This window comes from Streptomyces toyocaensis, assembly GCF_000725125.1.
GTDB classification, from domain to species: Bacteria; Actinomycetota; Actinomycetes; order Streptomycetales; family Streptomycetaceae; genus Streptomyces; species Streptomyces toyocaensis.
In genome coordinates, this window is the sequence record NZ_JFCB01000011.1 from 55,028 (window position 1) to 71,128 (window position 16,101).

Annotated in this window: 14 protein-coding genes and 1 pseudogene; 9 read left to right on the top strand and 6 right to left on the bottom strand. The window is 73.7% G+C overall.

The features are described 5' to 3' along the window. Positions 1-71: 71 nt before the first annotated feature. The 3 genes from BU52_RS14425 to BU52_RS14435 are packed head-to-tail and all read left to right on the top strand — an operon-like array spanning position 72 to position 3,335. A complete protein-coding gene (locus BU52_RS14425; protein WP_235216332.1) occupies positions 72-1,409 on the top strand; it encodes a sensor histidine kinase in 1,338 nt (445 codons plus the stop codon). Continuing rightward, the gene (locus BU52_RS14430; protein ID WP_037933598.1) at positions 1,406-2,071 is read left to right on the top strand and encodes a response regulator; all 666 of its coding nucleotides are present in this window, start codon (positions 1,406-1,408) and stop codon (positions 2,069-2,071) included. Before BU52_RS14425 ends, BU52_RS14430 begins: the two co-directional genes overlap by 4 nt. Positions 2,072-2,111: 40 nt before the next feature. Then, positions 2,112-3,335 carry a cytochrome P450 gene (locus BU52_RS14435; protein ID WP_037933601.1) on the top strand — a complete coding sequence of 408 codons (1,224 nt, stop codon included), beginning with the start codon at positions 2,112-2,114 and terminating at the stop codon, positions 3,333-3,335. 184 nt (positions 3,336-3,519) lie between these two features. Here BU52_RS14435 and BU52_RS14440 read toward each other — a convergent pair whose 3' ends face one another. Beyond that, positions 3,520-5,124 carry an ABC transporter permease gene (locus tag BU52_RS14440; RefSeq protein WP_037933604.1) on the bottom strand — a complete coding sequence of 535 codons (1,605 nt, stop codon included), beginning with the start codon at positions 5,122-5,124 and terminating at the stop codon, positions 3,520-3,522. Further along, a complete protein-coding gene (locus tag BU52_RS14445) occupies positions 5,121-6,038 on the bottom strand; it encodes an ABC transporter ATP-binding protein (RefSeq protein ID WP_037933607.1) in 918 nt (305 codons plus the stop codon). Before BU52_RS14445 ends, BU52_RS14440 begins: the two co-directional genes overlap by 4 nt. A 104-nt stretch (positions 6,039-6,142) precedes the next feature. Between BU52_RS14445 and BU52_RS14450 the strand changes: the two genes are divergently transcribed. Beyond that, positions 6,143-6,640, top strand: a complete 498-nt coding sequence (locus BU52_RS14450; RefSeq protein WP_037933610.1) for a GbsR/MarR family transcriptional regulator — start codon at positions 6,143-6,145, stop codon at positions 6,638-6,640. A 32-nt stretch (positions 6,641-6,672) separates the two neighbouring features. On the opposite strand, the gene BU52_RS14455 is transcribed toward BU52_RS14450, so the two are convergent. Further along, positions 6,673-7,536 (bottom strand): diacylglycerol kinase family protein, encoded by an 864-nt coding sequence (locus tag BU52_RS14455; RefSeq protein WP_037933612.1) that lies wholly within the window; start codon positions 7,534-7,536, stop codon positions 6,673-6,675. A 185-nt stretch (positions 7,537-7,721) separates the two neighbouring features. On the opposite strand from BU52_RS14455, the gene BU52_RS14460 reads away from it, so the two are divergent. Next, a complete protein-coding gene (locus tag BU52_RS14460) occupies positions 7,722-9,005 on the top strand; it encodes an adenylosuccinate synthase (RefSeq protein WP_037933615.1) in 1,284 nt (427 codons plus the stop codon). A 91-nt stretch (positions 9,006-9,096) separates the two neighbouring features. Here BU52_RS14460 and BU52_RS14465 read toward each other — a convergent pair whose 3' ends face one another. From BU52_RS14465 to BU52_RS14475, 3 genes are all read right to left on the bottom strand, one after another. Beyond that, entirely contained in the window at positions 9,097-9,747 is a 651-nt protein-coding gene (locus BU52_RS14465) for a hypothetical protein (RefSeq protein WP_037933618.1), read from the bottom strand. Between the two features lie 44 nt (positions 9,748-9,791). Beyond that, on the bottom strand, positions 9,792-10,565 hold the full coding sequence (locus BU52_RS14470) for a GntR family transcriptional regulator (protein WP_037933620.1): 774 nt from the start codon (positions 10,563-10,565) through the stop codon (positions 9,792-9,794). Between the two features lie 160 nt (positions 10,566-10,725). Continuing rightward, the gene (locus BU52_RS14475) at positions 10,726-12,081 is read right to left on the bottom strand and encodes an aspartate aminotransferase family protein (RefSeq protein ID WP_037933622.1); all 1,356 of its coding nucleotides are present in this window, start codon (positions 12,079-12,081) and stop codon (positions 10,726-10,728) included. Positions 12,082-12,255: 174 nt separating this feature from the next. On the opposite strand from BU52_RS14475, the gene BU52_RS14480 reads away from it, so the two are divergent. From BU52_RS14480 to BU52_RS36315, 4 genes and pseudogenes are all read left to right on the top strand, one after another. Next, positions 12,256-12,861, top strand: a complete 606-nt coding sequence (locus BU52_RS14480) for a type 1 glutamine amidotransferase family protein (protein ID WP_037933625.1) — start codon at positions 12,256-12,258, stop codon at positions 12,859-12,861. Further along, positions 12,858-13,328 carry a MarR family winged helix-turn-helix transcriptional regulator gene (locus tag BU52_RS14485; protein WP_037933628.1) on the top strand — a complete coding sequence of 157 codons (471 nt, stop codon included), beginning with the start codon at positions 12,858-12,860 and terminating at the stop codon, positions 13,326-13,328. The genes BU52_RS14480 and BU52_RS14485 overlap by 4 nt, the downstream gene beginning before the upstream one ends. A gap of 78 nt (positions 13,329-13,406) precedes the next feature. After that, positions 13,407-14,806: pseudogene (locus BU52_RS36310) on the top strand (protein kinase domain-containing protein); the annotation flags it as partial. 225 nt (positions 14,807-15,031) lie between these two features. Next, the gene (locus BU52_RS36315; RefSeq protein WP_235216334.1) at positions 15,032-16,018 is read left to right on the top strand and encodes a hypothetical protein; all 987 of its coding nucleotides are present in this window, start codon (positions 15,032-15,034) and stop codon (positions 16,016-16,018) included. Positions 16,019-16,101 lie beyond the last annotated feature (83 nt).

Here is a 16,101-nt window from a genome sequence, read left to right on the forward strand (position 1 = left end):
CTGAGAGGGACGCCCCGGAACCCGTCTCAGCGGGGACGACCGCGGCCACCCGGTCGGCCTACGGTGTGGACGTGACCGAGACGACTCACCAGCAGCACGGAGCCGGGGCCCGCAGCCCGGAGTACCGGCTGGCCCAGAATGCCTTGCGGGGACTGCGCCAGGACCTGTTCCAGGACCCCTTCGCCTACCACCCGCTGCCGCCCCGGAACACGGACGGCCCGTTCGTCCGCAGGCTGCCCGGCAGGGTGCGGACGGCCGCGCAGCACCTCCCGCACGCGGTGGTGGGTGCGGTCGCGCTGCTCGCTCTGGCCGTCGGTGCGCTGTCGGGCGGCCTGCCCGGCGGTGACGTACCGGCCCTGCTGAGCGGGGTGCTGTGCGCGCTCCCCGTGCTCGCCACACTCGTCCGGCCGGTCGGCGCCTTCTGGCTGTCGCTCGCCGCGACCCCGGTGGTGGCGATTCTCTACGGCAACGGCTTGGAGTGGCCGTGGATGCCCGGCGCGTTCATCTCCCACCTGACGGTGCTGGTCGTCGTGGCGCTGCGCACCCGGCCCCGCACCGCCGCCTGGATGTGGGTCCTGACCGCCGGGTACGCCTTCCTCTCGGACGTCTTCTTCGGCGGGTCGTACTACTACGCGAACAGCGGCCCCATGATGGTGACGTCCGCCTTCGCCCTGCTCCTGGTCTCCCTCTGGCACGTCCGGCACACCGCCCGGCAGGAGGTGACCGCCCAGAAGACGGTGACCGCGCAGGAACGGTCCCGGCGGACACTGCTGGAGGAGCGCACCACCATCGCCCGCGAACTGCACGATGTGGTCGCCCACCACATGTCGGTGGTCGCCATCCAGGCCGAGGCCGCGCCGTACCGGGTGGAGAACCCGCCGCCGGAACTGGAGCGCGCCTTCGCCACCATCCGGGAGAACGCGGTGGCCGCCCTCACCGAGCTGCGCCGCATCCTCGGCGTGGTCCGCGCAGAGGACTACGAGGCCCCGGACGCCCCGCAGCCCACCCTCGCCGACCTGGACGCCCTGCTCGTCAACGTGCGCGACGCGGGCCTGGAGGTGGAGAAGGTGGTGACCGGCGCGGTGCGGGAGCTGCCGCAGGGCGTGGAACTGTCGGCGTACCGGATCGTGCAGGAGGCGCTGAGCAACAGCCTGCGGCACGCGCCCGGCGCGGGCGCCCGCGTCGAGATCGGGTACGTTCTGGGCGGCCTCGGCGTGCGCGTCGTCAACGCTCCGGCGCCCCGGCCGAGCCTCGTGAAGCCCTCGCCCGGTGCCGGCCACGGCATCACGGGCATGCGGGAGCGGGTCTCCATGCTGGACGGCGAGATGACGGCAGGACCCACCGACGACGGCGGCTACGAGGTCGCCGTGTTCCTGCCGGTCGCCACGGTGATCGAGGGTGACGCATGACCATTCGCGTCCTGATCGCGGACGACCAGATGATGGTGCGCGAGGGCTTCTCGGTGCTGCTGGGCGCGATGCCGGACATCGAGGTGGCCGGCGAGGCCGTCAACGGCCGGGAGGCGGTCGAGCGGGTCCGCGAACTCGCCCCCGACGTCGTCCTCATGGACATCCGCATGCCCGAGCTGAACGGCATCGAGGCGACGCGGGAGATCGTTGCCGCCGACGGAGCGGCGAAGGTGCTGGTGCTGACCACGTTCGACCTCGACGAGTACGTGTACCAGGCGCTGCGCGCGGGTGCCTCCGGCTTCCTGCTGAAGGACGCCTCGGCCCGTCAGCTCGCCGACGGGGTGCGGGTCGTCGCGGCCGGGGAGGCACTGCTCGCCCCGACGGTCACCAGGCGCCTGATCACCGAGTTCTCCAAGCTGTCCGAGGCGCCGCGGCTGATGCCGTCCGCGCAGGCGGCGTACGGCGACCTGACCGAGCGGGAGACGGAGGTGCTGGTACTGATCGCGCAGGGCCTGTCGAACGCGGAGATCGCCGGGCGGCTGATGGTCGCCGAGTCGACGATCAAGACGCACGTCAGCCGGATCCTGGTGAAACTGGGCCTGCGGGACCGCACCCAGGCGGCGGTGTTCGCGTACGAGGCGCGGCTGGTGACGCCGGGCTGACCCCCTGGTCAGGGGCCGGTTTCCGGGCTACCGTCCGTCCATGGCAGCCCTTGACGACCTCGCCTTCGACCCGTGGGACCCCGCGTTCGTCGCCGATCCGTACCCCGCCTACGCCGAGCTGCGGGAGCGGGGCCGGGTGCGGTACTTCGAGCCGACGGACCAGTGGCTGGTCGCGCACCACGCGGACGTCTCGGCGCTGCTGCGCGACCGGCGCCTCGGCCGGACGTATCTGCACCGCTTCACGCACGAGGAGTTCGGCCGCACGCCGCCCCCGCCGGAGCACGAGCCGTTCCACACCCTCAACGACCACGGCATGCTCGACCTCGAACCGCCGGACCACACCCGCATCCGCCGCCTGGTGTCGAAGGCGTTCACCCCCCGCACGGTGGAGCGCCTCAAGCCGTACGTCACGGAGCTCGCGGGGGACCTGGTCTCCGGGCTGGTCGAGGCGGGCGGCGGTGACCTGCTCACGGATGTCGCCGAGCCGCTGCCGGTCGCGGTGATCGCCGAGATGCTGGGCATCCCGGAGGCGGACCGGGCGCCGCTGCGCCCCTGGTCGGCGGACATCTGCGGGATGTACGAGCTGAACCCGTCCCAGGACGCGGCGGCGAGGGCGGTCCGGGCGTCGGTCGAGTTCTCGGACTACCTGCGCGACCTGATCGCCGAGCGCCGCGAGAACCCGGGCGACGACCTGATCTCGGGCCTGATCGCCGCCCACGACGAGGACGACGACCGGCTCACCGAGCAGGAGATGATCTCCACCTGCGTGCTGCTGCTGAACGCCGGCCACGAGGCGACGGTGAACTCCACCGTCAACGGCTGGTGGGCCCTGTTCCGCAACCCCGGACAGCTCGCCGCCCTGCGCGCGGACCACTCGCTGGTGCCCTCCGCCGTGGAGGAGCTGATGCGCTACGACACCCCGCTCCAGCTCTTCGAGCGCTGGGTGCTCGACGAGATCGAGATCGACGGCCAGGTCATCCCGAGGGGTGCGGAGATCGCGATGCTCTTCGGCTCCGCCAACCACGACCCGGCGGTCTTCGCCGACCCCTCCCGCCTGGACCTGACCCGCCGGGACAACCCCCACATCTCCTTCAGCGCCGGCATCCACTACTGCATCGGCGCGCCGCTGGCCCGCATCGAGCTGGCGGCCTCGATGCGGGCGCTGCTGGAGCGTGCCCCGACCCTGCGCCTGGCCGAGGAACCGCGGCGGAAGCCGAACTTCGTGATCAGGGGCCTGGAAGGGCTGGCCGTGGAGCTGGGGTGATCACCCGTTCGGCTGATCACCGGCCGTCGCCCGGTCCTCGTGCACGGCGACCCGGACCCGGAGGTCGGCTACCGGAACGTCCAGAAGCGCCGGCTGGGCGAGAGGGCCGTGCTGCCGGACCCCGTCGGCATCGAGCTCGGCACCGAGGAGCTTGAGCGGTACGTGGACCGACGGCCGCCACCCCTCACGTCGTCATGTCCCTGCGCCGCAGCCCGGCCAGACCCGCCGCCACCAGGGCCGCCGCGAGAGCCGTGAGGACGAGCACCGGGGACCACTCCATGTCCCCGCCGGGCAGCTTCGGCAGATGACCGAAGGGGGACAGGTCCAGCACCGCCCGCGGTACGTCGAGCGCCGGGCCGACCCAGCCGATCAGCAGCACCGCACCGGCCACGCCCCACGCGCCCGTCGCCGCCCCGGGCGCCAGCCCGTACAGCAGGACCGCGACCCCGCCGATCACCCACACCGCCGGGACCTGCACCAGACACGCCGCCAGCAGCGGGCCCACCTGCTCGCCGTGGCCGAGGGCGAGCCCCGCTCCCGCGAGCAGCATCAGCAGCACCGTCCCGCCGAACGCCACCGCCAGGTGCCCGGCGGCCCAGCGCAGCCGTCCGACCGCCCCCGCGAGGACCGGTTCGGCCCGCCCCGAGGTCTCCTCGCCGTGCAGCCGCAGCACCGACGCCACGACGTACAGGGCGGCCACCAGCCCGAGGACCCCGGCCATCGCCGCGAGGAACGCGTCGGTCAGCCCGGACTGCCCGCCCATCCGGCGGAAGATCTCCCGGGTGCCCTCGTTGTCGCCGACCAGATCGGCCGCCCCCTCGGCCATCGCGCCGTACACCAGCCCGGCGAGCAGGAACCCGGTGCTCCAGCCGAGCACGCCGCCCCGCTGCAGCCGCCAGGCCAGCGCTCCCGCACTCCCGAGCCGCCCGGCGGCCGGCCCCGGACGGCTCGGCAGGAAGCTCATGCCGAGGTCCCGGCGGCCGGCGAGCGCGTACGCCACCGCCCCCTGGACCAGCACGGCCCCCGCGAACAGCCCCAGCACCCACCACCGCTCACCGGCGAAGGCCCGCAGGTTCGTCAGCCAGCCGAGCGGTGACGCCCAGGTCAGCGGTGACGAGCCGTCGTCCGTCGCCGAGTCGCCCGCCGCCCGCAGCACGAACGCCGACCCGAGCGCCGCCGCCGTGAGCCCTCGCGCGAGACGCGCGCTCTCCGTCAGCTGCGCCACGATCGCCGCCGTCGTCGCGAACACCATGCCCACGCCCGCGATCCCGAGCCCGAACGCCAGTGCGCCCGCCGCTCCCTGCCCGGCCAGTCCGGCCGTCACCAGCAGCGCCAGCACCCCGTTCGCGACGGCCGCCGCGAGCAGCGCCGCCGTCAGCGAGGCCCTGCGCCCGACCATTCCGGACGCCACCAGCTCCTGACGCCCGCTCTCCTCCTCGTCCCGGGTGTGCCGTACGACGACCAGCAGCCCGACCACGGCGGCCAGCGCGCCCGCGTACACCCCGACCCGCCAGGCGGTCAGCGCGCCGAGGGAGTCGCCGAGAACGGGGCCGACCATCGCGCGCAGCGAGGAATTGGCGGCCATCCGGCCGGCCAGGTCGGCGCGTTCGGCCGGGGTGCCGTAGAGGCCTTCGAGGGTGTTCGGCATGGACAGCACCATGAGCGCGTTCACCCCGACCCAGACCGGGATCATCACCCGGTCCCGGCGCAGCGCGAAGCGCAGCAGGGTGCCCGTGCCCGCGAGCTGACGCGAGCTCGCGGGCCGTGCGGCGAAGGCCGGGGCGCTCATCGGACGGTCACCCCGCCCTCGGCGGCCTCGGCCTCGTCCTGGTAGTGCCGCAGGAACAGCTCCTCCAGCGTCGGCGGGGTGGACGTCAGCGACCGCACGCCCGACTCGCTCAGCGAGCGCAGCACCGCGTCGAGCTTGTCGGTGTCGACCTGGAGCCGCACCCGCCGCCCCCGCACGTCCAGGTCGTGCACGCCGGGCAGCCCGGCGAGCCCGCCCGGCGGCCCGGCGAGTTCGGCGCTCACGCTCGTGCGGGTGAGATGGCGCAGCTCGGCGAGCGAACCGCTCTCCACGGTCCGCCCCTTGCGGATGATGCTGACCCGGTCGCACAGCTCCTCCACCTCGCTGAGGATGTGCGAGGACAGCAGCACGGTCCGCCCGCGTTCCCGCTCCTCGGTGACACAGCGCTGGAAGACCTCCTCCATGAGCGGGTCGAGACCGGACGTCGGCTCGTCCAGGATCAGCAGGTCCACGTCGGAGGCGAACGCGGCGACCAGGGCCACCTTCTGCCGGTTGCCCTTGGAGTACGCGCGGCCCTTCTTCGTCGGGTCCAGCTCGAACCGCTCGACCAGCTCGGCCCGGCGGCGCGGGTCCAGGCCCCCGCGCAGGCGCCCGTACAGGTCGATGACCTCGCCCCCGGAGAGGTTGCGCCACAGCGTCACGTCACCGGGGACGTAGGCGATGCGGCGGTGGATCTCCACGGCGTCCGTCCACGGGTCCCGGCCGAGCACCTGGGCGGCGCCGGAGTCGGCGCGCAGCAGGCCGAGCAGGACGCGGATGGTGGTGGACTTGCCGGAGCCGTTGGGTCCGAGGAAGCCGTGGACCTCGCCGGTGCCGACGCTCAGGTCCAGTCCGTCCAGTGCGTGCGTCCGGCCGAAGGACTTGTGCAGCCCGGACACGGTGATGGCCTTCGTCATGCTCCGCAACGTACGCTTACTTCAGAAATTTGTGAAGTTAAGGAACCGTATGAATCGACGGCTAGACTGATCCACGGCACCTGAGCAGGGGAGATGATCGGACCATGGCGGAGCCGAGCGGGACGGCCCGGGACCCGGAGGCGGTCTCCCGGTTCGTGGAGCACTTCGCGGCCCAGTTGGTGGAGGCCGGACTGCCGCGCATGCCCGCCCGCGTGTTCGGGGCCCTGCTCGCGTCCGACACCGGCATTCTGACCTCCGCCCAGCTGGGCGAACAGCTCAAGATCTCACCGGCCGCGGTCTCCGGCGCGGTGCGCTACCTGGCGCAGCAGCGCATGGTCTCCCGTGAGCGCGAGCCCGGGTCGCGCCGGGAGCGGTACCGGGTCCACGGCGACCAGTGGTACGAGGCCCTCACCAACCGGGAGGCCGTCATCCGCCGCTGGGAGGACGCGCTGAGGGAGGGCGTCACCAGCCTGGGGGCCGAGAGCCCGGCGGGCCGCCGGCTGGCGGAGACGCTGGCCTTCTTCGAGTTCGTGGAGAAGGAGATCGAGACGATGATGGAGCGCTGGCGGGCGCACCGGGAGGAGCGGTTCGGGCGGGGATGACGCGCCGGGGTCCGCGGACCCCGGCGCGCCCGCTACCGGGCCGGCAGGACCAGCCCCCACGCCGCTTCCCGCACCACCCACGTCCGCGTCCGCACCGGCCCCGACACCACCGCGTCCGCCCGGTAGCGGAAGTGCGCGCCCGACACGGTCACCGTGCGGCCCTCGGCCGACAGCGGCGTCGCCTCCGCGCCCACCGACACCGGACGCACCTCGACGCGGGCCGCCCCGGATGCGGCCGGGACGACCGAGACGCCTTCCACCGGCTGCCGCAGGTCCACGAGCGTCTCCCCGTCGACCTCCACCCGCAGCCGCGCCGGCCACGCCTCGGGCGTGGAGACGGCCCCCGGCGGCCTGGCCGGCACCAGGGTCCGCACGAGGCCGCGCAGCCAGGGCCGGCCCGCCCCGCCGGACGCCTCCCGCATCCGTGTCAGGGCCCCGACCGGCGGGATCCGCAGCGTGCCGAGGACCACCCCGTCGCTGTCGTCCACCAGGAGGTCCATCCGCTGCTCGGCCCCGTCCAGCACCGCCCGTGCCGCCGCCACCGCGCCCGTGGGCACCCCCAGCGACCGGGCGAGGGAGACCGCGCCGCCCACCGGCACCAGCGACAGCGCGCACCCGGCCAGCTCCCGCCGCCGGTGCAGCAGCGTCACCGTCCGCACCAGGGCGCGGTCGTCGCCGACCACCACCGGCCGCCGCGCCCCGCGCCGTGCCAGCGCCCGGGCGAACTCCTCCGGACCGTCCGGCAGGCACACCTTGGCGCCCGCCGCACCCGCGCTCAGCACGTCCTTCGCGATCCGGACGGACTCGCCGTCCGCCCGCCGGGCGACCGGATCGACGACCACCAGGAGCTGATCGGACGTCGCGGAAAAGGTCCTGGAAGTCGCCACCTCGGCCATGCCTCGCTTCCTCGGGTAGCATCTTTGTGCAAGAGCCCCTTGCGCTATTGCGCCAGGGGCTTCGTCTATTCCGGGGCATCCGGTCCGACGGTTGGCGGCCAACGGTGGTCGCGGTGCACGCGGCGGTGATCCTCCGTGTGCGCCCCTGACCTTGGACATGCCCCGCCCGGAAGGGGTGTACGCGCGTGCCCGCACTTGTGCTGCTCGGTGCTCAGTGGGGTGACGAAGGCAAGGGAAAGGCGACGGACCTGCTCGGTGGTTCCGTCGACTATGTGGTGCGCTACCAGGGCGGCAACAACGCCGGCCACACGGTAGTCGTGGGTGACCAGAAGTACGCCCTCCACCTGCTCCCTTCCGGAATCCTGTCCCCCGGCTGCACGCCGGTCATCGGTAACGGCGTCGTCGTCGACCCGTCGGTCCTGCTCTCCGAGCTGAGCGGTCTGAACGAGCGCGGCGTCGACACGTCCAAGCTCCTGATCAGCGGAAACGCGCACATCATCACGCCGTACAACGTGACGGTGGACAAGGTGACCGAGCGCTTCCTCGGAAAGCGCAAGATCGGGACGACGGGCCGGGGCATCGGCCCGACCTACGCCGACAAGATCAACCGCGTCGGCATCCGCGTCCAGGACCTGTACGACGAGTCCATCCTCACCCAGAAGGTGGAGGCGGCCCTCGACGTCAAGAACCAGATGCTGACCAAGCTCTACAACCGGCGCGCCATCGCGGTGGAGCAGGTGGTCGAGGAGCTGCTGGTCTACGCGGACAAGCTCGCCCCGTACGTCGCCGACACGGTGCTGGTGCTGAACGAGGCGCTGGAGCAGGACAAGGTGGTCCTCTTCGAGGGCGGCCAGGGCACGCTCCTCGACATCGACCACGGCACATATCCCTTCGTCACCTCGTCCAACCCGACCGCGGGCGGAGCCTGCACGGGCGCGGGCGTGGGTCCGACGAAGATCAGCCGCGTCATCGGCATCCTCAAGGCGTACACGACCCGCGTCGGCGCCGGTCCGTTCCCCACCGAGCTCTTCGACGAGGACGGCGAGGCCCTGCGCCGCATCGGCGGCGAGCGCGGTGTCACCACCGGCCGCGACCGCCGCTGCGGCTGGTTCGACGCGGTGATCGCCCGCTACGCCACCCGCGTCAACGGCCTCACCGACTTCTTCCTCACCAAGCTCGACGTCCTCACCGGCTGGGAGCAGATCCCGGTCTGCGTGGCGTACGAGATCGACGGCCGGCGCGTCGAGGAGCTGCCGTACTCGCAGACCGACTTCCACCACGCGAAGCCCGTCTACGAGATGCTGCCGGGCTGGAGCGAGGACATCAGCAAGGCGAAGTCCTTCTCCGACCTGCCGAAGAACGCCCAGGCGTACGTCAAGGCCCTGGAGGAGATGTCCGGCGCCCCGATCTCCGCGATCGGCGTGGGCCCGGGCCGCGACGAGACGATCGAGATCAACTCGTTCCTCTAGCCGGACCCGCCGTTCACCGGTGCCCGCGCGGGCACCGGTGAACGGACACGGTCCGAGGGCCGGAGGCCGGCGGGGCGGATCACGCCGCGCCCTAGCTGAACACGATCATCGAGCCCTGGGCCAGGCTCCGGGTCGCCGCCGCGTGCAGGCCCAGCCAGACATGGCGTTCGCGGGCGAAGGGGCTGGGGTCGTACGGGGCCGGGACGGCAGGCTCCTCCAGTTCCGTCGGCCCGTGCGGGGGCTCGGGAGGCGACGGGGGGTTCGCCGGGTCGATGCCGATGGACGGGGCGACGAGTTCCAGTTCGCGCAGCAGGGCGTGGGAGGAGCCCAGCGGACCGCCACCGGCGAGGAGTTCGTCACTGGAGAGCGGGTGCGGGAAGTCGACGGGGACGTACGCGCCCGCGTGGTCGTAGTGCCACACCAGATGGGACTGCTGCGCCGTCGTCTCGAACATCTCCAGCAACTGCTCGTAGTCGCCGCCCAGTTCGTCCACCGGGGTGACCGGGAGCCCGCACACCTGGAGCAGGTACACCCGGCGCAGGAAGTGCAGCGCGTCGTAGTCGAACCCCGCGACCGGGGCCACCTCTCCGGTCAGTCCGGGCATGTACTGGTACACCGGCACCGGTGGCAGCCCCGCCCCGGCCAGCACCGCGTTGTACTGCGCGAGTTCCTCGGCGAACGGATTGTCGGGCGTGTGGCACAACACGTCGACGAGCGGTACCAGCCACAGGTCACAGGCCAAAGGAGGGCTCCTCGCATCACGCGGTCGTCGGGGTGGTCACCCTGTCAGGGAAGGGTATCGGCGCCCGGTGCGGGCGGCTCCTGTCGTGCGGACCGTTGTGCAGGTCCCTTACCCGTCCCACCGTCCGTCAGCCCCTCGACGAGGGACAACGAGTGCGCGTTGTACGCCTCGACGATCGCGCGGGCGGAATCGGTGTCACGGCGCGTCAGCGCATCGACCAGAGCGGTGTGTTCGGACCACAGCCGGCCGCGCAGATCGGGCAGCCGCCGCAGGTGCTGCACCGCGTACACCCACCCCTGGACGCGCAGCCGGTGCAGGAAGTCGGTGAGGTAGGGGTTGCCGAACACGGACACGAGTTCGCGCCAGAAGCGCAGGTCGTAGCCGATGAGCACGGTGACGTCGCCGGCCAGGGCCGCGCGCTGGGCCTCCTCGCCGCGCCTGCGCACCCCGGCGAGGGCGGCGGCGACCCGGGGCTCCTCCGGCCGGACCTCGGCCAGGTGGCCGTCGGCCAGCGCGTGGAACATGCCGTCGATCACCAGACTGCGGGCCTCGATCATGCCGCGGAAGTCGTCGCCGGAGTACTCGTGCACACGGAAGCCGCGGTGCTGGTCGGCGTCGAGCAGCCCCTGCGCCGACAGGTCGACCAGCGCCTCCCGCACGGGGGTCGCGGACACGCCGTACTGCTCGGCGATCTCCTTGACGGTGAACTCCTGCCCCGGCTGGAGCCGCCCGGCCAGCACCTCGTCACGGAGCGCGTCGGCGATCTGCTGCCGCAGGGTGCTGCGGGTCACTGTCACATGGCCGCTGCTGCCGGGCATGGTCGGGGCGTCTCCCTCATCGCGTTCGAGTGACGTGCACGCAAATGTCCACGGGCACGCCACCTTACGCGGTCGGGTGAGGTGGGGAGCGTTCGAACGGGCGCGGGGGAGAGCCCGCCCCGCGCCCGTCCCGGCCGGTCACCCCGGCCGTGCCGTTCGGTCACCCGGTGTAGCTGTCCGCCACCGTGAGGGCCGCGTCCAGCGCCGCCAGCCCTTCCTTCAGTTCCGCCTCGCTCGCGTTGCACGGCGGCACCACGTGGGTGCGGTTCATGTTCACGAAGGGCCAGATGCCGCCCTCCTTCGCGGCGGCGGCGAAGGCGGCCATCGGCGCGTTCGCCTCGCCGGCCGCGTTGTACGGCACCAGCGGCTCCCGGGTCTCCCGGTCGCGCACCAGCTCCAGCGCCCAGAACATCCCGACGCCGCGCACCTCGCCGACGGAGGGATGCCGCTCGGCGAGCGCCCGCAGCTCCGGCCCGACGAGGGAGGCGCCCAGCCGGGCCGCGTTCTCGACGACGCCCTCCTCGGCCATGACGTTGATCGTGGCCACCGCGGCCGCGCACGCCAGCGGGTGCCCGGAGTACGTCAGACCGCCGGGGTAGGGCCGCTTGCCGAACGTCTCCGCCAGGGCGCCGGAGATCGCGACGCCGCCCAGCGGGACGTACCCGCTGTTCACGCCCTTGGCGAAGGTCAGCAGGTCGGGCGTGACGCCGAACAGGTCCGCCGCGAACCACTCACCGGTCCGCCCGAAGCCGGCCATGACCTCGTCCAGGACGAAGACGATCCCGTACTTGTCGCACAGCTCGCGCACACCGGCGAGGTAGCCGGGCGGCGGGACCATGATCCCGGCCGTGCCCGGGACGGTCTCCAGGATGATCGCCGCGATGGTCGAGGGCCCCTCGAAGGCGATCGTCGTCTCCAGGTGCTCCAGCGCCCGGGCGCACTCCTGCTCCTCGGTCTCGGCGTAGAAGCGGGAGCGGTACAGGTAGGGCGCCCAGAAGTGCACGACCCCGGCCGTGCCGCTGTCCGAGGCCCAGCGGCGGGGGTCGCCGGTGACGTTCACGGCCTGCTGCGTGCCGCCGTGGTAAGAGCGGTAGGCGGAGAGCACCTTGGGGCGTCCGGTGTGCAGCCGCGCCATGCGCAGGGCGTGCTCGACGGCGTCGGCGCCGCCGTTGGTGAAGAAGATCTTGTCCAGGTCGCCCGGGGTCCGCTCGGCGATCAGCCGGGCCGCCTCCGACCGCGCCTCGACGGCGAACGCGGGCGCGAACGTCGTCAGCCGGGCCGCCTGCTCCTGGATCGCGGCGACGACCTTCGGGTGCTGGTAGCCGATGTTCGTGTAGACGAGTCCACTGGCGAAGTCGAGATAGCGCCGGCCGTCGTAGTCCCAGAAGTACGACCCCTCCGCCCCGGCGACGGCGAGCGGGTCGATGAGTTCCTGGGCGGACCAGGAGTGGAACACATGGGCACGGTCGGCGGCCTTGACGGCGGCGCCGGCCTCGGGGTTCGGCTGAGGGGTCATGGCGCCGAGGGTAAGCCGGGGCGAAGGGGCGGCGACATCGGCGGCCTGTCTGCGGTCGGGGACTTTCCGCGACAGGTTGTCGACAGCCGCCCGGGCGATGCTTTGACAGCAGTCTGTCGACATGACAGACTGCTGTCATTGCTGATGGTCACACACCCACCTCAGGGAGCGGTCATGACCCGCAAGCCCGTGCACCTCGCCCTCTACGACACCTTCGCCGACTGGGAGACCGGTCACGCCACCGCCCACCTCGCGCTCGCCGGCTACGCGGTGCGCACCGTCACCCCGTCCGGAGAGCCGGTCACCGGAATCGGCGGACTCCGGGTGCTCTCCGACCTCGCGCTCGACGAGTTGCGCCCCCAGGACAGCTCGCTGCTGATCCTCACCGGCGCCGCCCGCTGGGACGAGGGCGACGACCTCGCTCCCTTCGCCCGTACCGCCCGCGCCTTCCTCGACGCCGGTGTGCCCGTGGCCGCGATCTGCGGAGCCACCGCCGGGCTGGCCCGGGAGGGGCTGCTCGACGACCGGGCGCACACCAGCGGCGCCGCCGCCTACCTCGCCATGACCGGATACGCGGGCGCCGGCCGGTACGTCGAGGCCGACGCCGTCACCGACGGCGGACTCGTCACCGCCGGGCCGACGGAGCCCGTCGCCTTCGCCCGCGAGATCTTCCGGCTGCTCGGCGCCTACGACGAGAAGGTGACCGACGCCTGGTACCGGCTGTTCCACGACTCCGACCCGGAGGCGTTCGCCGCGTACGAGGAGGCGCTGAGCCGGTGAGCCGCGAACGGCAGGACCTCCTCAGCCGCGGCGCGCTCGGCGCCTTCCGGCTGAACGGCCGGTTCCTCGCGGTCGCCGAGGAGCTGTCCCGCCCCGCCGGGATCACCGCGGCCTGGTGGCAGGTGCTCGGCGCGGTCCTCGGCGAACCGCTGCCGGTCTCCGGGATCGCCAGGGCCATGGGCATCACCCGGCAGAGCGTGCAGCGCATCGCCGACCTGCTGGTCGAGCGCGGCCTCGCCGAGTACCGGTCCAACCCCGCCCACCGCCGCGCCAAACTCCTCGCCCCGACCGAGGAGGGCCGCGCCGCGATCGCCCGCATCGACCCCGGTCACGCCGCCTTCGCGGAGCGGCTGGCGAAGGCGTACGAGGAGACGCACGGCGAGGGTGAACTCGCCCGCGCGGTACAGGCGATCGAGCGTCTGTCGGAGGTGCTCGACACCCTCGGTCCGCCTGTTACGGAACCGTAGACGACGCCCGGCCCGCCTGGCACCGGCCCCGCACTATCCTCGATCCGTTGCTCACTGCAGGGGGAAGGCGGCGCAGCGATGGACAAGCTGGGGGGCGGGGATCCGCGGAGAATCGGGGCGTACCGGCTGCTGGCGCGGCTCGGTGCCGGCGGCATGGGGCAGGTCTACCTCGCCCGCTCCGACCGGGGGCGCACGGTCGCCGTGAAGCTGGTCCGCGAGGAGCTGGCCCGGCAGGAGGAGTTCCGGGCGCGCTTCCGCCAGGAGGTGCGGGCCGCCCGGCAGGTCGGCGGCGACTGGACGGCGCCGGTGCTGGACGCGGACACCGAGGCGCCCGTGCCCTGGGTCGCCACCGGGTACGTCGCGGGCCCCAGTCTCCAGCAGGTGGTCGGGCACGATCACGGGGCACTGCCCGAGCGGTCGGTGCGCATCCTCGCCGCCGGTCTCGCGCACGCGCTGAAGGACATCCACGCCGCCGGGATCGTCCACCGCGACCTCAAGCCGTCCAACGTGCTCGTCACCATCGACGGTCCCCGGGTCATCGACTTCGGGATCGCGCGGGCGCTGGAGACGGTGACCGACGGAGGGCTCACCCGCACCGGCGCGCTCGTCGGCTCGCCCGGCTTCATGGCACCCGAGCAGGTGCGCGGCGACCGCATCACGCCGGCCTGCGACGTGTTCTGCCTCGGCTCGGTGCTCGCCTACGCCGCGACCGGCGCCCTCCCCTTCGGCACCGCCAACAGCGGGGTGCACGCCCTGATGTTCCGCATCGCCCAGGAGGAACCCGACCTGGAGCGGGTGCCCGAGGGGCTCGCCGACCTCGTACGCGACTGCCTGCGGAAGGACCCGGCCGCACGGCCCACGCTCGACCGGGTGCTGGAACGCACCGGTGCGGAGGACACCGTCGTCGACGGCCGTTCCCGTGACCCCTGGCTGCCGAGCGCCCTGGTCGCCCAGCTCGGCCGCCACGCGGTACGGCTGCTCGACGCGGAGGACCCGGAGGCCCCGGAGACGTCCGACCAGTCGCCGGCACCGGCGGGCCGAGGACCGGCGTCCGCACCACCGCCCTGGCCCCCCGTCGCACAGCCGGGCGTGCCCGGGGCGGCCGCTTCCGGCGGCCCGCGGCCGGGCGCGCCGGGTCCGGCCTCGCCCGGCACCGCGCAGGCGGGCGTGCCCGGAGGGGTTGTTCCCGCCGCACCGGGTCCGGGCGTGCCCGGAGCCGCCGATCCCGCCGCTGCTGCAGCCGGGTCGGCCACTCCCACCGCGCCGCGCGCGAGGCACCCGGGCGCGCCCGGAGCGGCCGCCCCCGCCGCCGGCCACCAGGCCCCTCCCGCGCCGCAGCATGGCGCCCCGCCGGACCGGGGCAGCCGGTGCCCTCCGGGCCGGACGCACCGGTCCCCACGCAGCCGCAGGCTCCTGCGCCCGGGCAGCCGCAGGCGCCCACTCCCGGTTCCGGGCAGCCGCAGGTCTCTGCTCCCGGCGTCGGGCAGCCGCACGCATCCGCTCCCGCTCCCGGTTCCGGGCAGCCGCAGGCATCCGCATCCGCTCCCGGGCAGCCGCAGGCGCCCACTCCCGGTTCCGGGCAGCCGCAGGTCTCTGCTCCCGGCGTCGGGCAGCCGCAGGCATCCGCTCCCGCTCCCGGTTCCGGGCAGCTGCAGGCATCCGCTCCCGCTCCCGGGCAGCCGCTGACGTCCTTCGGCGGTCGGGTGGATGCCCCTCGCTCCGGTCACCCCGACGCGCTCGGCCCGGGCGCGGGGCCGCAGGGTCCGCCGGGGCCGGGTGGGTCCGCCGGGGCGGACGGGCGGGCGGCGTCCGCCGCGGGGCCGCCGGGCACCACCCCCGAGCACGCGCGCGCCGCCGACGACTCCGCCGCGCCGCCCCCGCCGGGGCAGCCGGGCGTGAACCACCTCCCCACCCTGGTCGCCGGCCGGAACACCCCGGCCCCGCCTCCCGGCCCGGCACCGGGCGGTGCGTACGGCCATGCCCAGCAGCACCCCCAGCCCCCCGCGTACGGCTACCCGTACGACGGCCACGGCGCCGGCCGGACCCCGCCGTACGGACCGCCGCCGTTCGGGCAGGCCCCGCCGCCGTACGGCCCGGTGTCCGAGCCGCGCAGGGACGGCCGGTCCACCGCCTTCCTCGTGGTGATCGCGCTGGTCGTCGCGCTCGCCGCGGGAGGCTCCGTGTACGCGCTGATGAGCGGCGGCGACGGCGAGCACCGCGCCGGCGGCGACCCCTCGGCGTCCTCCTCGCCGAGCGGCACGTCGCGGAGCACGGGTCCGGGCACGCCCGGCACCGACCCGCCGTCCGGCCCACAGCAGCCGAGCACCTCCGCACCGGCGGACGGAACGATCCCGGCGGAGTTCCTGGGGAACTGGTCCACCACCATCGACAACGCGACCGGGCAGCACAGCCGCCGGCTGACCGTCCAGCAGGGCGAGGTCGGCGACACGGTGATGTCCCTCGTCGCCGACGGACCCACCGGGAGCGGCACCTACCACTGCGTCTTCGAGGCCCGGCTCACCGCCACCTCCGGCGGCCGGCTGGACCTCGGCCCGTCCTCCGTCACGGACGGCCGGCCGCGCAGCGCCTGCACCCCGGGGTCCGCCAGCGAGATCGCCCTGCTCCCCGACGGCTCCCTGAGGCGCGTGAACACGGGCAACGGCGAACAGCTCACCTACACCCGCGACTGACGGACGCACGGCGCCAGGTCCCCGCTGCCGCACGGCCGTACGTGGCCACCCGGTCGGCGGGGCGGCGGTGGCGGTCCACACCG